At 67.2% G+C, this 19,111-nt stretch carries 20 protein-coding genes and 1 tRNA gene; 6 read left to right on the plus strand and 15 right to left on the minus strand.

Annotated features, from left to right (window positions below; translation table 11 throughout):
- Positions 1-109: 109 nt before the first annotated feature.
- The 4 genes from OEJ36_RS17750 to OEJ36_RS17765 form a co-directional block, all read right to left on the minus strand.
- Positions 110-184: transfer RNA gene (locus tag OEJ36_RS17750), tRNA-Gln, on the minus strand.
- A gap of 35 nt (positions 185-219) precedes the next feature.
- On the minus strand, positions 220-1,071 hold the full coding sequence (ispE, locus tag OEJ36_RS17755; protein WP_263402634.1) for a 4-(cytidine 5'-diphospho)-2-C-methyl-D-erythritol kinase: 852 nt from the start codon (positions 1,069-1,071) through the stop codon (positions 220-222).
- Positions 1,072-1,078: 7 nt separating this feature from the next.
- Positions 1,079-1,696: a lipoprotein insertase outer membrane protein LolB gene (gene lolB, locus OEJ36_RS17760; protein WP_263402635.1), complete on the minus strand. Its 618-nt coding sequence runs from the start codon at positions 1,694-1,696 to the stop codon at positions 1,079-1,081.
- Between the two features lie 3 nt (positions 1,697-1,699).
- Positions 1,700-3,427: a tetratricopeptide repeat protein gene (locus OEJ36_RS17765; protein ID WP_263402636.1), complete on the minus strand. Its 1,728-nt coding sequence runs from the start codon at positions 3,425-3,427 to the stop codon at positions 1,700-1,702.
- 185 nt (positions 3,428-3,612) lie between these two features.
- Between OEJ36_RS17765 and hemA the strand changes: the two genes are divergently transcribed.
- The 6 genes from hemA (at position 3,613) to OEJ36_RS17795 (ending at position 8,963) form a co-directional block, all read left to right on the plus strand.
- Positions 3,613-4,887 (plus strand): glutamyl-tRNA reductase, encoded by a 1,275-nt coding sequence (gene hemA / locus OEJ36_RS17770; RefSeq protein WP_031287209.1) that lies wholly within the window; start codon positions 3,613-3,615, stop codon positions 4,885-4,887.
- Positions 4,884-5,966, plus strand: a complete 1,083-nt coding sequence (gene prfA, locus OEJ36_RS17775; RefSeq protein WP_021217947.1) for a peptide chain release factor 1 — start codon at positions 4,884-4,886, stop codon at positions 5,964-5,966. The genes hemA and prfA overlap by 4 nt, the downstream gene beginning before the upstream one ends.
- A 1-nt stretch (position 5,967) precedes the next feature.
- Complete coding sequence (gene prmC / locus OEJ36_RS17780; protein WP_263402637.1) at positions 5,968-6,798, plus strand: peptide chain release factor N(5)-glutamine methyltransferase; 831 nt, start codon at positions 5,968-5,970, stop codon at positions 6,796-6,798.
- On the plus strand, positions 6,792-7,547 hold the full coding sequence (locus OEJ36_RS17785) for a molybdopterin-synthase adenylyltransferase MoeB (RefSeq protein ID WP_263402638.1): 756 nt from the start codon (positions 6,792-6,794) through the stop codon (positions 7,545-7,547). The genes prmC and OEJ36_RS17785 overlap by 7 nt, the downstream gene beginning before the upstream one ends.
- A complete protein-coding gene (gene murI, locus OEJ36_RS17790) occupies positions 7,540-8,337 on the plus strand; it encodes a glutamate racemase (RefSeq protein ID WP_263402639.1) in 798 nt (265 codons plus the stop codon). The genes OEJ36_RS17785 and murI overlap by 8 nt, the downstream gene beginning before the upstream one ends.
- Positions 8,338-8,447: 110 nt before the next feature.
- Positions 8,448-8,963, plus strand: coding sequence for an acyloxyacyl hydrolase (locus OEJ36_RS17795; protein WP_263402640.1), 516 nt, complete (start codon positions 8,448-8,450; stop codon positions 8,961-8,963).
- A gap of 176 nt (positions 8,964-9,139) precedes the next feature.
- Here OEJ36_RS17795 and OEJ36_RS17800 read toward each other — a convergent pair whose 3' ends face one another.
- The 11 genes from OEJ36_RS17800 to OEJ36_RS17850 all read right to left on the minus strand — a co-directional run bounded on the left by OEJ36_RS17800 (position 9,140) and on the right by OEJ36_RS17850 (position 19,034).
- Positions 9,140-9,466 carry a YkgJ family cysteine cluster protein gene (locus OEJ36_RS17800; protein WP_021222239.1) on the minus strand — a complete coding sequence of 109 codons (327 nt, stop codon included), beginning with the start codon at positions 9,464-9,466 and terminating at the stop codon, positions 9,140-9,142.
- A 47-nt stretch (positions 9,467-9,513) separates the two neighbouring features.
- Entirely contained in the window at positions 9,514-10,023 is a 510-nt protein-coding gene (locus OEJ36_RS17805) for a DUF2878 domain-containing protein (RefSeq protein WP_263402641.1), read from the minus strand.
- Positions 10,016-11,287, minus strand: a complete 1,272-nt coding sequence (locus OEJ36_RS17810) for an SAM-dependent methyltransferase (protein WP_263402642.1) — start codon at positions 11,285-11,287, stop codon at positions 10,016-10,018. Before OEJ36_RS17810 ends, OEJ36_RS17805 begins: the two co-directional genes overlap by 8 nt.
- Positions 11,274-12,074 carry a DUF1365 domain-containing protein gene (locus OEJ36_RS17815; RefSeq protein WP_263402643.1) on the minus strand — a complete coding sequence of 267 codons (801 nt, stop codon included), beginning with the start codon at positions 12,072-12,074 and terminating at the stop codon, positions 11,274-11,276. The genes OEJ36_RS17810 and OEJ36_RS17815 overlap by 14 nt, the downstream gene beginning before the upstream one ends.
- Positions 12,071-13,318 carry an NAD(P)/FAD-dependent oxidoreductase gene (locus OEJ36_RS17820; protein WP_263402644.1) on the minus strand — a complete coding sequence of 416 codons (1,248 nt, stop codon included), beginning with the start codon at positions 13,316-13,318 and terminating at the stop codon, positions 12,071-12,073. Before OEJ36_RS17820 ends, OEJ36_RS17815 begins: the two co-directional genes overlap by 4 nt.
- A complete protein-coding gene (locus OEJ36_RS17825; RefSeq protein WP_263402645.1) occupies positions 13,315-14,079 on the minus strand; it encodes an SDR family NAD(P)-dependent oxidoreductase in 765 nt (254 codons plus the stop codon). The genes OEJ36_RS17820 and OEJ36_RS17825 overlap by 4 nt, the downstream gene beginning before the upstream one ends.
- Positions 14,076-14,498: a nuclear transport factor 2 family protein gene (locus tag OEJ36_RS17830; RefSeq protein WP_263402646.1), complete on the minus strand. Its 423-nt coding sequence runs from the start codon at positions 14,496-14,498 to the stop codon at positions 14,076-14,078. The genes OEJ36_RS17825 and OEJ36_RS17830 overlap by 4 nt, the downstream gene beginning before the upstream one ends.
- Positions 14,495-15,928: a deoxyribodipyrimidine photo-lyase gene (gene phrB, locus OEJ36_RS17835; RefSeq protein ID WP_263402647.1), complete on the minus strand. Its 1,434-nt coding sequence runs from the start codon at positions 15,926-15,928 to the stop codon at positions 14,495-14,497. The genes OEJ36_RS17830 and phrB overlap by 4 nt, the downstream gene beginning before the upstream one ends.
- On the minus strand, positions 15,916-16,875 hold the full coding sequence (locus OEJ36_RS17840) for a MerR family transcriptional regulator (RefSeq protein ID WP_263402648.1): 960 nt from the start codon (positions 16,873-16,875) through the stop codon (positions 15,916-15,918). The genes phrB and OEJ36_RS17840 overlap by 13 nt, the downstream gene beginning before the upstream one ends.
- Positions 16,876-16,877: 2 nt before the next feature.
- Positions 16,878-17,843 (minus strand): YbgA family protein, encoded by a 966-nt coding sequence (locus OEJ36_RS17845; RefSeq protein ID WP_263402649.1) that lies wholly within the window; start codon positions 17,841-17,843, stop codon positions 16,878-16,880.
- Positions 17,844-18,044: 201 nt separating this feature from the next.
- Positions 18,045-19,034 (minus strand): NAD(P)/FAD-dependent oxidoreductase, encoded by a 990-nt coding sequence (locus OEJ36_RS17850; protein WP_263402650.1) that lies wholly within the window; start codon positions 19,032-19,034, stop codon positions 18,045-18,047.
- Between the last annotated feature and the right edge of the window lie 77 nt (positions 19,035-19,111).

The raw sequence follows: 19,111 nt of genomic DNA on the forward strand, positions 1-19,111 counted from the left end.
GAACCAACGCATGGCAGGATCAAAACCTGCTGCCTTACCGCTTGGCGACGCCCCTATCTGTTTCAACTCTCTTTGCAAGACCTTGTCGTACCGAACCCTTGAAGGGTTATGGCAGGGGCGGCTGGATTCGAACCAACGCATGGCAGGATCAAAACCTGCTGCCTTACCGCTTGGCGACGCCCCTGTATCGGTATAACCGGAGGACTTGCAACACTTCTTTCAAGCCAGGATTCCGAGCTTGCGGTGCAACATCGAGACGTTGCTTCCTCGCGCGACGAAATTCGGCAGAGTGGCTGGAAGTTGGCGGGCGACTTTATCAGCATCGTCCTTGTTTGGGAAGCTCCCAAACACACAAGCTCCAGTGCCGGTCAGTCTAGCTGCTGTGAAATTATTCAACAGGATCAGCGCGTTACGAACATCCGGGTAACGTTTCTCGACTACCGGTTGACAGTCATTACGACCGCCCCCCTCAAGAAGGCTGCGAAGATTAATGGGCGGCGTATTCCGTGTCAACTCGGGATCGGTGAAAACTTCCGCTGTGCTGACAAAGACTTGCGGTACGGCGACGAGGAACCAGGGCTCGGGCAGGGTGACCGGTTGCAGGCGCTCGCCGACACCTTCGGCGAAAGCCGCGCGGCCGCGTACGAATACCGGCACATCGGCGCCCAGGGCCAGGCCCAGTTCGGCGAGGCGGTCCTCGCCCAGATGGGTCTGCCACAGGTGGTCGAGGGCGAGCAGGGTGGTGGCTGCGTCGGAGCTGCCGCCGCCGATTCCGCCGCCCATGGGTAGGCGCTTGTCGAGCCAGATATCGGCGCCGAGTGCGGTGCCGGATTCCTGCTGCAGGCGCCTCGCGGCACGGACGATCAGGTTGCTGTCGTGGGGAACGCCCGGCACCTCGGTGCGCAGATGGATTTCACCATCCTGGCGCAGGGTGAAGCCGAGTTCGTCGCCGTGTTCGAGGAATTGGAACAGGGTCTGCAGCTCGTGATAGCCGTCGGCACGGCGGCCGAGGATGTGCAGCATCAGGTTGAGCTTGGCCGGAGCCGGGAGGATCAGCTGTGCGTCCTGCATGGTGCGCCTACTGGCCGAGCTGGCGCGGCTGCCAGTCCTTGATCACCAGGGTGACGTCGAGGTCGGCGCCCTTGAGCTTGATGCGCTCGGGCAGGGTGAAGCCGTTCTGCTCCACGTAGCTGAGGTACTGCACCTGCCAGCCGTCCTGCTCGAGGCTCGCCAGGTGGCTCTTGCCGTCCAGGGTCAGGCGACTGCGGCTATCCGGGGCGGGCAGGCCGCGCACCCACCATTGCAGGTGGGACACCGGCAGGCGCCAGCCGAGCTGCTCTTCCAGCAGGGCTTCGGGGGATTCGGCTTCATAGCGGCCCTGGTTGGCCACTTCGAGGGTGATGGCGCCTGGGTGCCCGGTGAGGCGGGCCGCGCCGCGACCCAGGGGGCCGGACAGGCGGATGTCGTAGTAGTCGCGGCGTTGCAGCCAGAACAGCGTGCCGCTGCCGGAGTCACGCGGTGCGCGGATGCCGACCTTGCCGGCGATCTGCCAGCCGTCGAGCGCGGCGACCTGTTCCTTGTGAACTTTCCATTGTGCCGGGTCACCCCGGCCTTCAACGGTTTCGTGGGAGGTGAGGCCGGCGCAGCCCGTGAGCAGGAGCAGGGCGCCGGCGGCTAGCAGTGAACGTAGACGCATGGATCAAAGAGTCTCGGAACCGGTCAGGCGCTGCAGGGTGCCGCGCAGGATCGGGCTGTCGGGTTGGGTCTTGAGGGCTTCGGACCAGACTTCGCGAGCTTCGCTCTGCTTGCCGCGGGCCCAGAGCACTTCGCCCAGGTGGGCGGCCACTTCGTGATCGGGGAATTCCTTCAGGGCCTGGCGCAGCAGGCGTTCTGCTTCATCCATATTGCCCAGGCGGAAGTTGATCCAGCCGAGGCTGTCGAGAATGGCGGGGTCATCCGGCTTCAGCTGGTGCGCCTGCTCCACCAGTTGGCGGGCCTCTTCGTAACGCGTGGTGCGGTCGGCCAGGGTGTAGCCGAGGGCGTTGAGGGCCATGGCGTTTTCCGGCTCGCGCTGGAGGATGAAGCGCAGGTCGCGTTCCAGTTGTGCCAGGTCGCCACGCTTCTCGGCCAGCATCGCGCGGGTATAGAGGAGGTTGAGGTCGTCCGGGAATTGCTGCAGGCCTTGCTGGATGACGTTCCAGGAGCGGTCCTGCTGCTGGCGCTCGGCGAAGCTCTCGGCCTCGATCAGGTACAGCTGGATGGCGTAGTCGGGCTGGGCGTCGCGGGCCTTGTCCAGGCGGGCGGCGGCCTCGTCGGGGCGGTTGGCGTCCAGCAGGATTTCGGTCTGGCGCAGTTGCGCGGGCAGGTAATCATTGCCGGCGCCGACCAGTGCGTACTCGATCAGCGCGCTTTCCTTGTCGCCGCGCTTTTCGTAGACCTGGCCCAGGTTGAAGTGGGCGGAATCCACGTGGCTACCACGGTCGACCAGCTCTTCGAGGTAGACCTGGGCTTCGTCCCAGGCCTCGCCTTCCATGCACACCAGCGCCAGGGAGAAGCGCAGGTCGTCATCGTCGGGGAACTGTTGCACCAGGCCGGCGAACTCGGACTTGGCTTCGTCCAGGCGGTTCTCTTCCACCAGCAGGCGCGCGTAGGTCAGGCGCAGGCGCTTGTCGTCCGGGTGCTGCTTGATGCCTTTCTGCAGCAGCGGCAGGGCTTCGTCTGTGCGATCCAGGCTTTGCAGCAGGCGTGCGCGCAAAAGAATCGGCGGAATCTGCTGGTCATCCGAGGGGATGTCTTCCAGCAGCGCGAGCGCTTCTTCGGTACGGCCGTCCTGTTGCAGCAATACCGATTTGCCGAACACCAGCTGGCTGTTGTCCGGGTACTTGGCGAGCAGGCGGTCGAAGCTTTGCAGCAGGCCGGTGCGGGTATCCGGATCGGTCTCGGCGGCGGAGAGGGCGAGGAAGTCGAAGTGGGTATCGCCCTGGCCCTGCAGCACCTTCTCCATATAGGTCATGGATTCGTCGTAGCGACCGCCACGGGCGAGCTGGACGGCGGCGGCGCGCTGGGCGTCGAGGTTGTCCGGTGCGTTCTTCGCCCAGATCAGCGCGGTGTCCAGCGCGGCCTGGTCGGCACCCAGGTACTCGGCGATGCGGAAGGCGCGTTCGGCGACGCCGGCGTCCTGGGTCGCATTGGCCTGCTGTACATAGTTGCCGAGGGCGATATCGAAGCGGTTGCGCTGCCCGGCCACTTCGGCGGAGAGCAGGGCGAACAGGGTGTCGCGGCTGAAGGAGCCATAGACTTCCGGCTTGGAATCGGGCGCCTGGCTGGTGTCTTCCACCGGCGGCGTGCCGTCCGGCGAGGTGGGGGCCAGGGTCTGGCAACCGCCAACGAGCAGGAGGGCGGTCAGCAACGCGAAGGATTTATTCATAGGGGAAAAGGCGACTAACCTGCGGTCGGAGCATCATGACACAAGCGGCTGGGCAAGCCCATGGGGCAAGGGCCGATACATTGTTGGGCGGGTTCATGGTGATTGTGACAATAGCGAGCGGTGGTTGTTCTCAATCTGTTGAAGGAGGACAATTGCGCGCCTCCCGTTTCCGTTAGCGACCCTGCATGGCCTTTCTTGCCCTCGGTATCAACCACAAAACCGCGTCCGTGGATGTACGTGAGCGCGTGGCTTTTACTCCCGAGCAATTGGTCGAGGCGCTGCGGCAGCTGTGCAACCTCACGGCCAGCCGTGAGGCGGCGATCCTCTCCACCTGCAACCGCAGCGAGCTGTACCTGGAGCAGGAGCAGATCAGCGCCGACGAAGTCCTGGCCTGGCTGGCCGGCTACCACAACCTCAGCCTCGAAGAGCTGCGTGCCTGTGCCTACGTGCACCAGGACGATGCCGCCGTACGCCATATGATGCGCGTCGCGTCGGGGCTCGACTCCATGGTCCTCGGCGAGCCGCAGATCCTTGGCCAGATGAAGTCCGCCTACGCCGTGGCGCGTGAAGCCGGCACCGTCGGCCCGCTGCTGGGCCGGCTGTTCCAGGCCACCTTCAGCACCGCCAAGACCGTGCGCACCGACACCGCGATCGGCGAGAACCCGGTCTCCGTGGCTTTCGCCGCAGTCAGCCTGGCCAAGCAGATCTTCACCGACATGCACCGCAGCCAGGCGCTGCTCATCGGCGCCGGCGAAACCATCACCCTGGTCGCCCGCCACCTGCACGAGCAGGGTGTGAAGCGCATCGTCGTCGCCAACCGCACCCTCGAGCGCGCCAGCATGCTCGCCGAGCAGTTCGGTGCCCACGCCGTGCTGCTGGCCGATATCCCCGATGAGCTGGTCAACAGCGACATCGTCATCAGCTCCACCGCCAGCCAGTTGCCGATCCTCGGCAAGGGCGCGGTCGAGCGCGCGTTGAAGCAGCGCAAGCACAAGCCGATCTTCATGGTCGACATCGCCGTGCCGCGCGACATCGAACCCGAAGTCGGCGAGCTGGACGACGTCTACCTCTATACCGTCGACGACCTCCACGAAGTGGTCGCCGAAAACCTCAAGAGCCGCCAGGGCGCTGCCCAGGCTGCCGAGGAGCTGGTCGGTGGTGGTGTGGTCGAGTTCATGCAGCGCTTGCGCGAACTGGCCGCGGTGGATGTGCTACGCGCTTACCGCCAGCAGGCCGAACGCACCCGTGACGAGGAGCTGGCCAAGGCGCAGCGCATGCTGGCCAACGGCAGCTCCGCCGAAGACGTCATGGCCCAACTCGCCCGCGGGCTTACCAACAAGCTGCTGCATGCTCCCAGCGTGCAGCTGAAAAAACTCTCCGCCGACGGCCGCTTCGATGCGTTGGCCGTGGCCCAGGAACTCTTCGCCCTCGACGAGGGCACGGACAAGCAAGCCCAATGAAAGCGTCACTGCTCAACAAGCTCGACATCCTCCAGGATCGTTTCGAGGAACTCACGGCCCTGCTCGGCGATGCCGAAGTCATCAGCGACCAGAGCAAGTTCCGCGCGTATTCCAAGGAATACGCCGAGGTCGAGCCCGTCTACCTGGCGTTCCGTGAATTCCGCAAGGTGCAGTCCGATCTCGAGGGCGCCCAGGCGCTGCTCAAGGACAGCGACCCGGACCTGCGCGAGATGGCCGAAGAGGAAGTCGCCCAGGCCCGCGAGCAGCTGGTCGAGCTGGAAGCACGCCTGCAGCGCATGTTGCTGCCCAAGGACCCCAACGACGGTCGCAACGTCTTCCTCGAGATCCGTGCCGGCACTGGTGGCGACGAGGCGGCGATCTTCTCCGGCGACCTGTTCCGCATGTACTCGCGCTATGCCGAGCGCCAGGGCTGGCGGGTGGAGATCCTCTCCGAGAACGAAGGCGAGCACGGTGGCTATAAAGAGGTGATCGCCCGCGTCGAGGGTGACAACGTCTACGCCAAGCTCAAGTTCGAGTCCGGCGCGCACCGTGTGCAACGGGTGCCGGAAACCGAATCCCAGGGCCGCATCCACACCTCCGCCTGCACCGTCGCCGTGCTCCCCGAGCCGGACGAACAGGCCGCCATCGAGATCAACCCGGCCGACCTGCGCGTGGACACCTACCGCTCCTCCGGCGCCGGCGGCCAGCACGTGAACAAGACCGACTCCGCCGTGCGCATCACCCACATCCCCTCCGGGATCGTGGTCGAGTGCCAGGAGGAGCGCTCGCAGCACAAGAACCGCGCCAAGGCCATGGCCTGGCTGGCAGCCAGGCTGAACGACCAGCAGGAAGCCGCTGCGCACAAGGAAATCTCCGACACCCGCAAGCTGCTGGTGGGCTCCGGCGACCGCTCCGAGCGCATCCGCACCTACAACTACCCCCAAGGGCGGGTCACCGATCACCGCATCAACCTGACCCTCTACGCGCTGGACGACGTGCTCGCCGGTGGTGTCGAAGCGGTCATCGAACCGCTGCTCGCCGAATACCAGGCCGACCAGCTGGCTGCCCTGGGAGACTGACGTGACCATCATCGCCAGCCTGCTCAGCGAGGCCCGCCTGCCGGGCTCGCCGAGCGCCCGCCTGGACGCCGAGCTGCTGCTCGCCGCTGCCCTGGGCAAGCCGCGCAGCTTCCTGCATACCTGGCCCGAGCGCGTGGTCAGTGGCGAGGCCGCCGAGCTCTACGCCAGCTACCTGGAACGCCGGCGCAACGGCGAGCCGGTGGCCTACATCCTCGGTCAGCAGGGCTTCTGGAGCCTGGACCTGGAAGTCGCCCCGCACACCCTGATTCCGCGTCCCGACACCGAGCTGCTGGTGGAAAGCGCCCTGGCCCTGGTGCCGGCCACCCCGGCCCGCGTGCTCGACCTGGGCACCGGCAGCGGCGCCATTGTCCTCGCCTTGGCCAGCGAGCGCCTGGGCTGGCGCCTGATCGGTGTCGACCGCATCGGTGATGCCGTGGCCCTGGCCGAACGCAACCGCTTACGCCTGAAACTGGACAACGTCGAGTTCCGCGAGAGCCACTGGTTCTCCGCCCTGGCTGGTGAGCGCTTCGATCTGATCGTCAGCAATCCGCCCTACATCGCCGCCCGCGACCCGCACCTGAGCGAAGGTGACGTGCGCTTCGAGCCGGCCAGTGCGCTGGTTTCCGGTGCCGACGGGCTGGACGACATCCGCTTGATCATCAGCGAAGCCCCCGCACACCTGAATGCCGGTGGCTGGCTGCTGCTGGAGCATGGCTACGACCAGGCCGCCGCCGTGCGCGAGCTGCTGTCCCGCCAGGGCTTCGAGGCGGTGGAAAGCCGTCGCGACCTGGGCGGCCACGAACGCATCAGCCTAGGCCGCCTGCCATGCTGAGCGACGAAGAACTCCTGCGTTACAGCCGGCAGATTCTCCTGCCGCAGATCGACGTCGACGGCCAACTGCGCCTGAAGCAGGCCCGTGTGCTCGTAGTCGGTGTTGGTGGCCTCGGCTCGCCGGTCGCCCTCTACCTGGCTGCTGCCGGTGTCGGCGAGCTGCACCTGGCGGACTTCGACAGCGTCGACCTGACCAACCTGCAGCGCCAGATCATCCACGACAGCCAGAGCGTCGGGCAGCCCAAGGTCGACTCGGCCATGGCCCGGCTCACCGCGCTCAACCCCGAGGTGCGCCTGGTGCCTCACCGCGCCGCGCTGGATGTCGACTCCCTGGCCGCTGCCGTCGTGGCCGTGGACCTGGTGCTCGACTGCACCGACAACTTCGGCACCCGCGAGGCGGTCAACGCCGCCTGCGTGGCCGCGCGCAAGCCACTGGTTTCCGGCGCTGCGATCCGCCTCGAAGGCCAGCTTTCGGTGTTCGACCCGCGACGCGATGACAGCCCCTGCTACCACTGCCTTTATGGCCATGGCAGCGAAGCCGAACTGACCTGCAGCGAAGCCGGTGTGGTCGGCCCGCTGGTGGGCATGGTCGGCAGCCTGCAGGCCCTGGAAGCACTCAAGCTGCTGGCCGGTTTCGGCGAGCCCCTGGTGGGCCGCCTGCTGCTGGTGGATGCCCTCGGCAGCCGCTTCCGCGAGCTGCGGGTCAAGCGCGATCCAGGCTGTGCCGTCTGTGGGAATGGGCATGCCTGATCAGGCTCCCGTCGGCGTCTTCGACTCCGGCGTCGGCGGCCTCTCCGTGCTGCGTGAGATCCGCAGCCTGCTTCCCAACGAATCCCTGCTCTATGTGGCCGACAGCGGCCATATCCCCTATGGCGAGAAGAGCCAGGACTTCATCCGCGAGCGCAGCCAGGCGATCACCCGCTTCCTGCTGGAGCGTGGCGCCAAGGCGCTGGTGCTGGCCTGCAACACCGCCACGGTGGCGGCGGTCGCTGACCTGCGGGAGCGTTATCCACAGCTGCCCATCGTCGGCATGGAGCCGGCGGTCAAACCCGCAGCGGCCGCCACGCGCTCCGGCGTGGTCGGCGTGCTCGCCACCACCGGCACCCTGAAAAGCGCCAAGTTCGCCGCGCTGCTCGACCGGTTCGCCAATGACGTGCGTGTGGTCACCCAGCCCTGCCCGGGCCTGGTGGAGCGCATCGAGATAGGCGACCTCGACAGCGAGGCGACCCGTGCGCTGCTCTGGAGCTACGTGCAGCCGCTGTTGGCCGAGGGCTGCGACACGCTGATCCTCGGCTGCACCCATTACCCCTTCCTGCGTCCGTTGCTGGCCGGCATGGTCCCCGAGTCGGTACGCCTGGTGGACACCGGCGCCGCAGTGGCGCGGCAGCTGCAACGCCTGCTCGAAGCCCGTGACCTGCTGGCGCGCGGGCCGGCTCAAGCCTGTCGTTTCTGGAGCAGTGGCGAGCCTGCAGCGATGCAGAATGTGCTGCCTGCACTATGGGGAAACGAGAGCGTTTGCGTGGCGGATCTCGGCTTTTAAAAAAACCTTGAACTTGCTGGTAGCCGTCTTTCTCTTAGTCCAAACGTATCTATAATCGCTCCAATTCGTACGTTTTAACCTGTCGATTAAGTCTGAATAAGGAAGTTTCCATGAAGAAACTGTTCTCTTTGGCTGCCGTTGCAGCCATTTGCGTAGGGCAAGCTGTTGCGGCACAGGCAGCTGATGTTTCTCTCGATGTTGGTCAGACCGGCGAATCGACCATGGTCTATCGCCTCGCTACCCAGTTCGATTTCTCCACCAGCTGGTTCCAGACCGACGTCGGTCGCCTGACCGGCTACTGGGATGCCGGCTACACCTACTGGGACGGCGACAAGACCTCCAGCAACCACAGCATTTCCTTCGCACCGGTGTTCGTCTACGAATTCGCCGGTGAAACCGTGAAGCCCTATGTCGAAGCCGGCATCGGTGTCGCCCTGTTCGCCAATACCGAACTGGAAGACAACGAGCTGGGCTCCTCTTTCCAGTTCGAAGACCGCATCGGCGCCGGCCTGCGCTTCAGCAACCAGGAAGTTGGCATTCGCGCCATCCACTACTCCAACGCCGGCATCAAGCAGCCGAACGATGGCGTCGAGGCGTACAGCCTGCACTACCGCGTATCTTTCTAAGATCACGCCACATGAAGAACCGGGCCCAGCGCCCGGTTTTTTTATGGCCTGTGGATAACCCGCCAAACGCCTTTTTGTAGGAGCGAATTCATTCGCGATGCAGGCCGCCCCTTCTCCAGGGACTCCCCGCGCGCTGGTTTCGTAGCCCGGGCTTCAGCCCGGGACCGTCAGGGCGCTCAGGCCGCGCCCCGCCCATAGGCGCTGTCGATCCCCCGGCGTTCATCCAGGCAATCGGCCTCGCCCATCTCGAACTCGCGGCAGATCAGCGGGCGGTTTTCGTAGATGGTGCAGAGCATGGTGTCGCGGTCCAGCGCGGCGCACCAGCCGTCGTCCAGGCGCGCCATGACGTCGCCGCCCCAGTCATCGGTTTCGATGAAGCGTTCGGGCACGCCGGTGTCGGTGATCAGCATCACTTCCAGCTGGCAGCAGCAGGCGGCGCAGGTGGCGCAGGTGATCTCGGGGGCGGCAGGCAGTTGTTGGACGGGAATCAGCGAAGGGCTCATGGGCGCGCATTTTACGGGAAAGGCGCTGGCTGCGGGTGGTGGGCCGATCAGGTGCTCGGCGTGGGTCGTTTCAATTGCCTCGCCAGGCGGTGCAGCAACGGCAACACGGCGGCCCAGATCAGCGCCAGTACCAGCAGGCTCGGCAGCGTGCCGAAGGGCAGGCCGACCCCGGCCACGCGCGCGCCGGCCAGGTACGACAGCGGTGCGGCGATGGCGCCCAGCAGGCTGGCCAGCCACCAGGGCCGGGCAGTCCAGGCCAGGCAATGGTTGAGCGTGGTGCCCAGCAATGCCCAGAGCAGCACCAGCCAGGGCGGGATCAGGTGCCCGCCATAGCCGAAGTCGAACAGGCCGAGGTTGAGCAACAGGCAGTCCAGCAGGCTGCCCAGCAACGTCACCGCGATCACCAGGCGGCCGTCCTCCGACCAGGAGCCGATGCAGAGGAAATGCAGCGCCAGGATCGCCGGCGCCACCAGCAGCAGGAGCGGCTGGTTGGCGGCGAACAGGCAGGCGAACCAGCCCAGCTGGAACAACGCCGCATTGGCCAGTTGCCTAGGCATCCAGGCGGCCGAGCAGTGACGGCGGGCGCGCGCCGGGCTTGGCCAGCACCAGCTGTGCGGTGCCGATGGCGCGCTCCAGGAAGCCGCCCTCGCAGTAGCACAGGTAGAACTCCCAGAGCCGGTAGAAGGTTTCGTCGTAGCCCAGTTGCTCCAGGCGCCCGCGCGCTGCGCGCAGATTGTCGTGCCAGTGGCGCAGGGTGCGCGCGTAGTGGGGGCCGAAGTCCTCCATGTGCAGCAGGTTCATGTCGCTGTCGCGGGTGATCACCTCCAGCATCTTCTGCACCGAGGGCAGGGCGCCGCCGGGGAAGATGTAGCGCTGGATGAAATCGACGCTGCGTTTGGCCTGCTCGTAGCGCTGGTCGCGCATGGTGATGGCCTGCAGCAGCATCAACCCATCGTCCTTCAGCAGCCGAGCGCATTGCCGGAAGTAGGCGGGCAGGAAGCGGTGGCCCACCGCCTCGACCATCTCGATGGATACCAGCTTGTCGAAGCGTCCGTCGAGGTCGCGGTAGTCCTGCAGCAGCAGGGTGATGCGTGACTGCAGGCCCTGCTCCTCGATGCGCCGGCGGGTGTACTCATACTGCTCGCGGGACAGGGTAGTGGTGGTCACCCGGCAGCCGTGGTGGGTGGCAGCGTAGAGCGCCATGCTGCCCCAGCCGGTGCCGATCTCCAGCAGGTGGTCGTCGGGCTTGAGGTCGAGCTTGCGGCAGATGCGTTCCAGCTTGTTCAACTGGGCCTGCTCCAGGCTCTGCTCGGGGCTGGCGAACTGCGCGGCGGAGTACATCATGGTCGGGTCGAGCATTTGCTCGAACAGGTCGTTGCCCAGGTCGTAATGGGCGGCGATGTTGCGCCGCGAGCCAGCCCGGGTGTTGCGGTTGAGCCAGTGCAGGCCCTGCACCAGCGGCCTTCCCAGCAGGGCCAGGCCACGTTCCATGCCGTCGAGCACATCGAGGTTGGCGACGAATACGCGGATCACCGCCGTCAGGTCCGGCGTGGTCCAGTAACCGTGGATATAGGCCTCCCCCGAGCCGATGGAGCCATTGGCCGCCACCAGCGGCCAGACCGCCGCATCCTGCACCTCGATGCGTGCCCTGAGTTCGGCCTGGGCATCGCCGAAGACCCGCTCCTCGCCGTCCTCCAGCACGGTCAGCTGGCCGTGGCGCAACCCTTCCAGCTGGGCCAGCACCAGCCGGCGCAACAGGCCGCCGGCCAGGCCGGTGGTGCCGAACAGGCCCGGCTTGATGCCGAGACTAGTGCTCTTCATGGTGATGCTCCTTCGAATGCGTGGTGGCGACGCGGTAGGCGCCGTCCGCCGCCTGGTGGGAGAACAGGGGCAGGCGTTTGAGCAGCAGGCGCAGGGCCTGCCAGTAGATGCCCAGGACGGTCTTCGCCGTCATCCAGGGAAAGCTGGCGAGATGGCGGTGCAGGCTGGCGCGGTCGAGTTCGTGGCGCTCCAGATCGAGGGTCGCGTCGAACAGCCGGGTGTCGCCCTGCCAGTCCTCCATGTGCACCGCCAGGCGCGGGCCCACCGGGCTGAAGGCCATGCGGTACTCCAGCTCGGGGGGCAGGAAGGGCGAGACATGGAAGGCCTTGTCCACCCGCACCCGCTGGTGGCCATCGCCCTGCGCCGGCACCACGTAGTGGTAGCGCTCGCGCCAGGGCGTGTTGGTCACCTCGCAGAGGATCGCCACCAGGGTCCCGTCGGCGTCATGGCAGTAGAAGAAACTCGCCGGGTTGAAGGCCAGCCCCCAGCTGCGGGCCTGGGCCAACAGGCGGATGGAGCCTTCGGGGCGAACGCCCAGCGCCTCGGTCACGCGTTGGCGCACCGCCTCGGCCAAGGTCATGCCCGCGCCGGTGAACTGCGGCAGGAAATCCCGCTCGCGGAAGGCGAAGGGCTTGAAGCGGCCGTGCCCGGCCAGGGGCGAGAGGCCGAGCACCTGTTCCTGCTCATCCAGGTCCAGGTACAGCAGGCCGATGCGGTAGCGGAAGGCATGGGCGCGGGGCTGGTGCCGCCGGTGCCGTACCCAGCCGCTATACAGGGCGCTGTTCACAGGGCTTCCCCGAACTCGCGGGCTACGCGCAGGGCGCTGACCACACCGTCTTCATGGAAGCCGTTGCCCCAGTAGGCGCCGCAGAAGTAGCTGTGGCGCTTGGCGTTGATCTCTTCCCAGCGTGCCTGGGCTAGCAGGCCGGGCAGGCTGAACTGCGGGTGGGCGTAGCTGAAGCGGGCGAGTAAGCGTGCCGGGTCGATGGCCTCGCCCTGGTTGAGGCTGACGCAGAAGGTTTCCGGCGCCTCTATGCCTTGGAGGATGTTCATGTTGTAGGTCACTGCCGCCGGGCGCTGGGTGGGGCCGCCCAGGCGGTAGTTCCAGCTGGCCCAGGCGAGCCGGCGCTCCGGCAGCAGGCGCGTGTCGGTGTGCAGCACCACCTCGTTGGCGGCGTAGGGCAGGGCGCCCAGCACCTCGCGTTCGCTGGCCGTCGGCTGGGCCAGCAGCGCCAGGGCCTGGTCGCTGTGGCAAGCAAACACCACCTTGTCGAAGCGCTCGCTGCCGGCGGCGCTGTGCACGGTCACCCCTTCGGCGTCGCGCTCCACCCAGGACACCGGGCAGGCCAGGCGGATGCGCTCGGTGAAGCCTGCCGTCAGGGGCGCCACATAGCTGCGCGAACCACCGCTGACCACCCGCCACTGCGGGCGATGGCTGACCGAAAGCAGGCCGTGGTTCTTGAAGAAACGCACGAAGAACTGCAGCGGGAAGGCCAGCATGTCGTCCAGGGGCATGGACCAGATGGCCGCGCCCATGGGCACCAGGTAGTGGTCGCGGAAGCGCGCGCCGTAGCCACCCAGTTGCAGGTAATCGCCCAGGGTGATGGCGGCGCTGATGCGCCCGGCTTCCAGGTCCGCCTGGGCCTCGCGGTTGAAGCGCAGGATCTCCCGCAGCATGCCCCAGAAGCCCGGCGACAGCAGGTTCCTGCGTTGGGCGAAGAGGCTGTTGAGGTTGTTGCCGTTGTACTCCAGGCCACTGGCCGGGTCGTGCACCGAGAAGCTCATCTCGGTGGGCTGGCTGGCCACGCCCAGGCGATCCAACAGGCGGATGAAGTTGGGGTAGGTCCAGTCGTTGAAGACGATGAAGCCGGTGTCCACCGCGTAGTCGCGGCCGCCCAGTTGCACGTCCACGGTGTGGGTGTGGCCGCCGATCCAGTCGCTGGCTTCGAACAGCTGGATATCGTGGCGGCGGGACAGCAGCCAGGCACAGGTCAAGCCGGAAATGCCGCTGCCGATGATGGCGACTCTCATTGAGGTGCTCCGTTGCGGACCAGGCGCCGGCCCAGGGCCAGGCGCAGCCGCGCCGGCAATCGGGCAAGCAGGCGCAGGGCGAAGATGAAGGGGCCGGGGAAGGCGATCTCCAGCGGCCGGCGGGGCAGGCGCTGGACGATGTGGTGCGCGGCCCGTTGCACCGGCCAGCGCATGGGCATGGGGAAGTCGTTGCCCTGGGTCAGCGGCGTGTCGACGAAGCCGGGGCTGACCAGGGTGATGTCGATCCCCTCGTGGGCCAGGTCCAGGCGCAGGGACTCCAGCAGGTAGCGCAGCCCGGCCTTGGAGGCGCCATAGGCTTCGGCCCGGGGCAGGGCGAAGTGGGTGACGGCGCTCACCACACCTACCAGGTGCGGTTGCTCGCCTTGGCGCAGCAGCGGCAGCGCCGCTTCGATGCAGTACGCCGGGGCCAGCAGGTTGGCGCGGACCACGCGCTCCACCAAGGCGGCATCGAAATGCCCGGCCTCCAGGTATTCACAGGTGCCGGCATTGAGAATGGCGCTGTCCAGGGCGCCCCAGTGACGCTGGATGCGCTCGGCGATGGCGGCCACCTGCTCGGCGTCGGCGAGGTCGCCCGGCGCCAGCAGCACCTGCTCGGGGAAGCGCTGTTGCAGCGCTTCCAGCGGGCCTCTGCGGCGGGCGCTGAGTGCCAGCCGGTGGCCACCTTGCAGCAGCTGTTCGGCCAGTTCGGCACCGATGCCGCTGCTGGCGCCGGTGAGCCAGATGCGTCGGGAGTCGTTCATGCCAGTCGCCCCTTGAGCAGGCCGATCAACCGGCCCAGTACGGGCACATGTTCGTAGAGCAGCGCCCCGGCATCGAAATAGTCGCGGTGGTAGTACACCCGTTCGTTCCAGCGCAGGTGCGAGCAGCCCTCGACGGCGATGGGGCGGCCGCCCTCCAGGCGCGGGTGGCGGTAGGTCATGGTCCAGCGCAGGTAGCCCTCGCCTTCGCCGACCTGATCGTGGCCGTGGAACTCGAAGTGCAGGTCGCTGACGTTCTCGTAGAGCCCGGCGAAGTAGCGGCGGATGGCGGGCAGCCCTTCGACCTGGTGCAGCGGGTCGGTGAACTGGGCGTCCTCGCTGTACAGCGTGGCGAGCAGGTCGAGGTTGTCGCGGCCCAGGCGCGCGAAGTCCTCGGCGAAGCGCTGGAGGAAGGCGCTCATGCCGTGACCGCCTTGGGCAGGCTGCGGAACGCGGCGATGGCGCGGTCGCGACTGGAGGAGAGGTCCACCATCGGCTGTGGATAACCTTCCGGCAGGAACAGCCCGCCACGGGCGGCCGGGTCGTGGATGTCCTTCTTGTCCAGGCTGGCCAGCTCCGGCAGCCACTGGCGGATGAACACCCCTTGGGGGTCGAAGCGCTGGGACTGGCTCACCGGGTTGAAGATGCGGAAGTAGGGCGCGGCATCGGTGCCGGTGGAGGCGCTCCACTGCCAGCCGCCGTTGTTGGCCGCCAGGTCGCCGTCGATCAGGTGGCGCATGAACCAGCGCTCGCCCTCGCGCCAGTCGATCAGCAGGTTCTTGGTGAGGAACATGGCCACCACCATGCGCAGGCGGTTGTGCATCCAGCCGGTGGCCAGCAACTGGCGCATCGCCGCGTCGACGATGGGGATGCCGGTACGCCCTTGCTGCCAGGCTTCCAGGTCTTCAGGCGCATCGCGCCAGCGCAGCGCTTCGGTGTCGGCACGGAAGGCGCGGTGGCGGCTGACACGCGGGTAGCCCACGAGGATGTGTTTGTAGAACTCGCGCCAGAGCAGTTCGTTGATCCAGGTGACGGCGCCGACGTTGCCCGACTCGAACTCGCCCTGGTTGCTGCGCAACGCGGCATGCAGGCATTGCCGTGGCGACAGCACGCCGGCGGCGAGGTAGGGCGACAGCTGGCTGGTGCCGGGGTGTGCGGGGAAATCGCGTTCGTCCTGGTAGTGCTCGATCTGCTGGTCGGCGAACGCCTCCAGGCGGCGGCCCGCTTCTTCTTCGCCGGCGGGCCAGAGCGCTTGCAGGCTGGCGGGCGGGCTGTGGAAGCCCTTCACCGTGGCAGGTACGGCGCTGCTTTCGATACCCAGCGGCTCCTGCTTTTTCGGCAGCGGCGCGGCGTGGGGCAGGGCGCTGTGCAGCCGCGCGTAGCAGACCTTGCGGAACTGGCTGAAGACCTGGAAGTAGCTGTCGCTCTTGGTCAGCACGCTGCCCGGCTTGAACAGCAGTTGGTCGAGGTGGCTGCGCAGGCGCAGGTCGTCGGCCTGCAGGCGCGTCTTCACGGCGGCATCGCGCTTGGCCTCGTTGATGCCGTACTCCTCGTTGACGTGCACGGCGCTGACCTGGTGCTCGTGGCACAGCCGGGCGACGGCTTCGGGCGCTTCGTCCCAGCGGTCGGCGCGGCGTATCAGCAACGGCACGTTGAGGCGTGCCAGCTCGGCCTGCAGCGCCGCCAGGTTGCGCAGCCAGAAATCCACCTTGGCGGGGGCGTCGTCGTGTTCCAGCCACTGGCCGGGGCTGAGCAGGTAGAGGGCCAGGGTCGGCCCGGCGGCCATCGCGGCGGACAGGGCCGTGTTGTCCTGGACGCGCAGGTCGCAGCGGAACCACATCAGTTGGCGCATGGAAGATCCTCGGGCCTGGCCAGCACACCAAGGCTGGACAGGGTTTGCAGGGCCGCGACCGGGTCGTCGGCGAGATGGGGGCGGATGCCTTGTGCGGCCAGCTCTTGCAGCTCGCGCTGGTGGATGCGCACGGCGGGCCCGGCGAGCACGAGCGGGCAGCCGTGGTCGGCCAGCAGGCGTGCCAGGCTGGGGCCGGCCAGGGCCTGTTCGGCATACAGCAGCAGGGCGCGGGGTTCGATACGGGCGATGGCCAGGGGCAGCTCCGCGGCGGGTATCGGCCACTCCAGCACTTCCACCGCGCAGCCGGCATTGCTGGCCAGCCAGGCACTTATCCACAGGCCCGGCGCCATGGGTTGTTCACTGGGGTTGAGCAGCAACAGTGGGGCGCCGCCATGCTGGCGGTTGTTGTGGTAGATGCGCGCGCCCAGCTTGCTGCGCAGCCAGGCGTTGAAGAACACCCGCTCCAGGCGCGCGCCATAGGCATCGCCCCAGCGGGTTTCCAGGGCTTCCAGCAGCGGCAGCAGCAGTTGCTGGCACAGCGTCAGCGGCGGGTAGATCGACAGCGCGGCGTTGAAGCGCTCGTCGAGGCGGCGCTCGGCCAGGGCGCCGATGGCCTCCAGCAACTGGTGGCGCTGCTCGTCCCACAGCGAGGAAGACGCGAGCCCGGCGTGCTGGCCGCCGCGCAGCAATCCCTTCACCTGGCCCACCGGTACGCCACGGTCGAGCCAGGTGAGCACGGCGCGGATGCGCGCCACGTGCTCCGGCGCATACAGGCGGTGGCCCTTGGCGGTGCGCTGGGGCAGCACCAGGCCGTAGCGGCGTTCCCAGGCGCGCAGGGTCACCGGGTTGACGCCGGTGAGGCGCGCCACCTCGCGGATGGGCAGCAGGCCCCGGGCGAGGGCGGCCTGGAAATCGCCGTCGAGCGGCGTGTCGTCGTAATCGTCCATGGCTAGATGGCGTTGCGCAGGCTGAGATCTTCGGGATGCGGCTGCAGGTAGGCCTGCTGCGCGATGTAGGGATGCGGGTGGCGGGCGAAGTGGTGCTTGAGCAGGGTGAGCGGCACCACCAGCGGCACGATGCCGGTGCGGTACTGCTCGATCAGGCGCTGCATCTCGACCTTCTCGTCACGCCCCAGGGCGCCCTTCAGGTAACCGCTGATGTGCTGCAGCACGTTGCTGTGGGTGCCCCGGGTGGCGCAGCGGGTCAGCGCGGCCATGAGCTGGCGGAAGTAGGGCGGGCCGAAGTCCTCCGGCGCATGGTTGCCGATGTCGCCCAGCAGGCGGCCGAGGGCGCGGTACTGCTGCGGGTCGCTGGCCATCAGCTGGTATTTGTAGCGGGCATGGAAGTCGAGGATGCCGCGGCGGGTCAGGCCGCTGGCACAGAGGGCCCGCCAGCGCGCGCAGGCGAACACGCGGGTGAGGAAGTTTTCCCGTAGCACCGGGTCGCAGAGGCGGCCTTCCTCTTCCACCGGCAGCTCCGGGTGGCGCTTGCAGAAGGCCTCGGCGTAGAGGCCGCGGCCGCCTTCCTCGGCGGGGATGCCGTTGGCCTGGTAGACCTTCACCCGGTGCAGGCCGCAGGACGGCGACTTCTGCATGAATATGTAGCCGCACAGGTCGCCCAGCTCGTCCGCCATCTGCTCGCCATGGGCGGTGAGCGGTTCGCTCAGGTCGCGCTCGCCATCACGGGTGACCGCGCGAGGAGCGGCAGGGTCGCCGGCCAGGCGAATGACTTCGCGTGGCGTACCCAGGCCGATGGCGACCTCGGGGCAGACTGGGACGAACTCGAAATAGCGGGCCAGGGTACGGCTGCACAGGCGCGATTCCTTGTGCCCGCCATTGAAGCGCACGGGTTCGCCCAGCAGGCATGCACTGATGCCGAGCCGAGGCTTGGCGTGCGTGGGGGCGTCCTGTGTCATGGCATGGCCTCGGATGATTTCTTGTACAAGAAGTATTTCCTGTACAGGTTTATTCCATCTTAGGCCTGTCGTTGTACAAGTCAATTGAGTTGTACAAGTTTTGTATCGCAGCGGAGCGGCACCCGCTGCACCACAGGATGGGTGTGCACACCCATCCTGTGGACCGACATGAAGTGTGGTTGGAAGGGAAGCCCGAGCCGGTTACCTGCCCAGGTGTTCGATCAATCGGCGCGCCGTTTCCTGCCCGCTCAACCAGGCCCCTTCGACACGGCCGGAGCTGCACCAGTCGCCGCAGGCGTAGAGGCCCAGGTCGGCATCGGCCAGGGCGCCCCATTCGTGGCCCTGGGCGGGGCGTGCATAGAGCCAGCGGTGGGCGAGGCTGAACACCGGCGCGGGAACGGCACAGCCGATGAGCTCGGCGAAGGCGCCATGCAGTTGCTCGATCACCGCCTCCTTGGGCAGGTCCAGGTGCTGCTTGCTCCAGGCGCTGCTGGCGTGCAGCACCCAGGTATCCAGGGCGGTTTCGCGGCCCGGCTTGGTGCGGTTGCGGGCCAGCCAGTCCAGCGGGCTGTCCTGCACGAAGCAGCCTTCCACGGGGGTATCCAGCGGCTGTTCGAAGGCCAGTGCCACGGCCCAGGTGGGCTCCATGGCGACGCTGGCGGCGGCACCGGCGAGCTTCGGCGCGGCGGCCAGCAGGGCGGTGGCCTGGGGCGCCGGGGTGGCGATGATGACGTGGCTGAAGGGCCCGTGGCTCTGCCCCTCTGCATCTTGCAGGCCCCAGTGCTGTTCGCCGCGGAACACCTCGGTGATGCGGCAGGCGAAGTTCACCGGCAAGGCGCCGAGCAGGGCGCGGGTGATGGCGCTCATGCGGGGGGTGCCGACCCAGCGCACCTGCTCGTCGGGGGAGGGCATCAGGCTGCCGTTGCGGAAGTTGTAGAGGGTGGGCGTCCACTCGGCGACCCAGCCTCGGTCGCGCCATTGCTGGACGACCTCGGTGAAGCGGCGGTCCCTGGCGGTGAAGTATTGCGCGCCGAGATCGAGCGAGCCGGCGTCGCTGCGCTTGCTGGCCATACGACCGCCACTGCCGCGGCTCTTGTCGAAGAGCTGTACGGCGTGCCCGGCGGCATGCAGCGCCTGGGCGGCGGACAGGCCCGCGAGGCCGGTTCCGATGATGGCGATGGGTGTGCTCATGGTTACCTCTTTACCTCGTGCTGTGGCTACTACAGGTCAGGCTATCGACGAACCTATACAGCTGTGTTGCGTTGTAC

Source organism: Pseudomonas sp. PDM13 (assembly GCF_025685765.1).
GTDB lineage: Bacteria > Pseudomonadota > Gammaproteobacteria > Pseudomonadales > Pseudomonadaceae > Metapseudomonas > Metapseudomonas solani.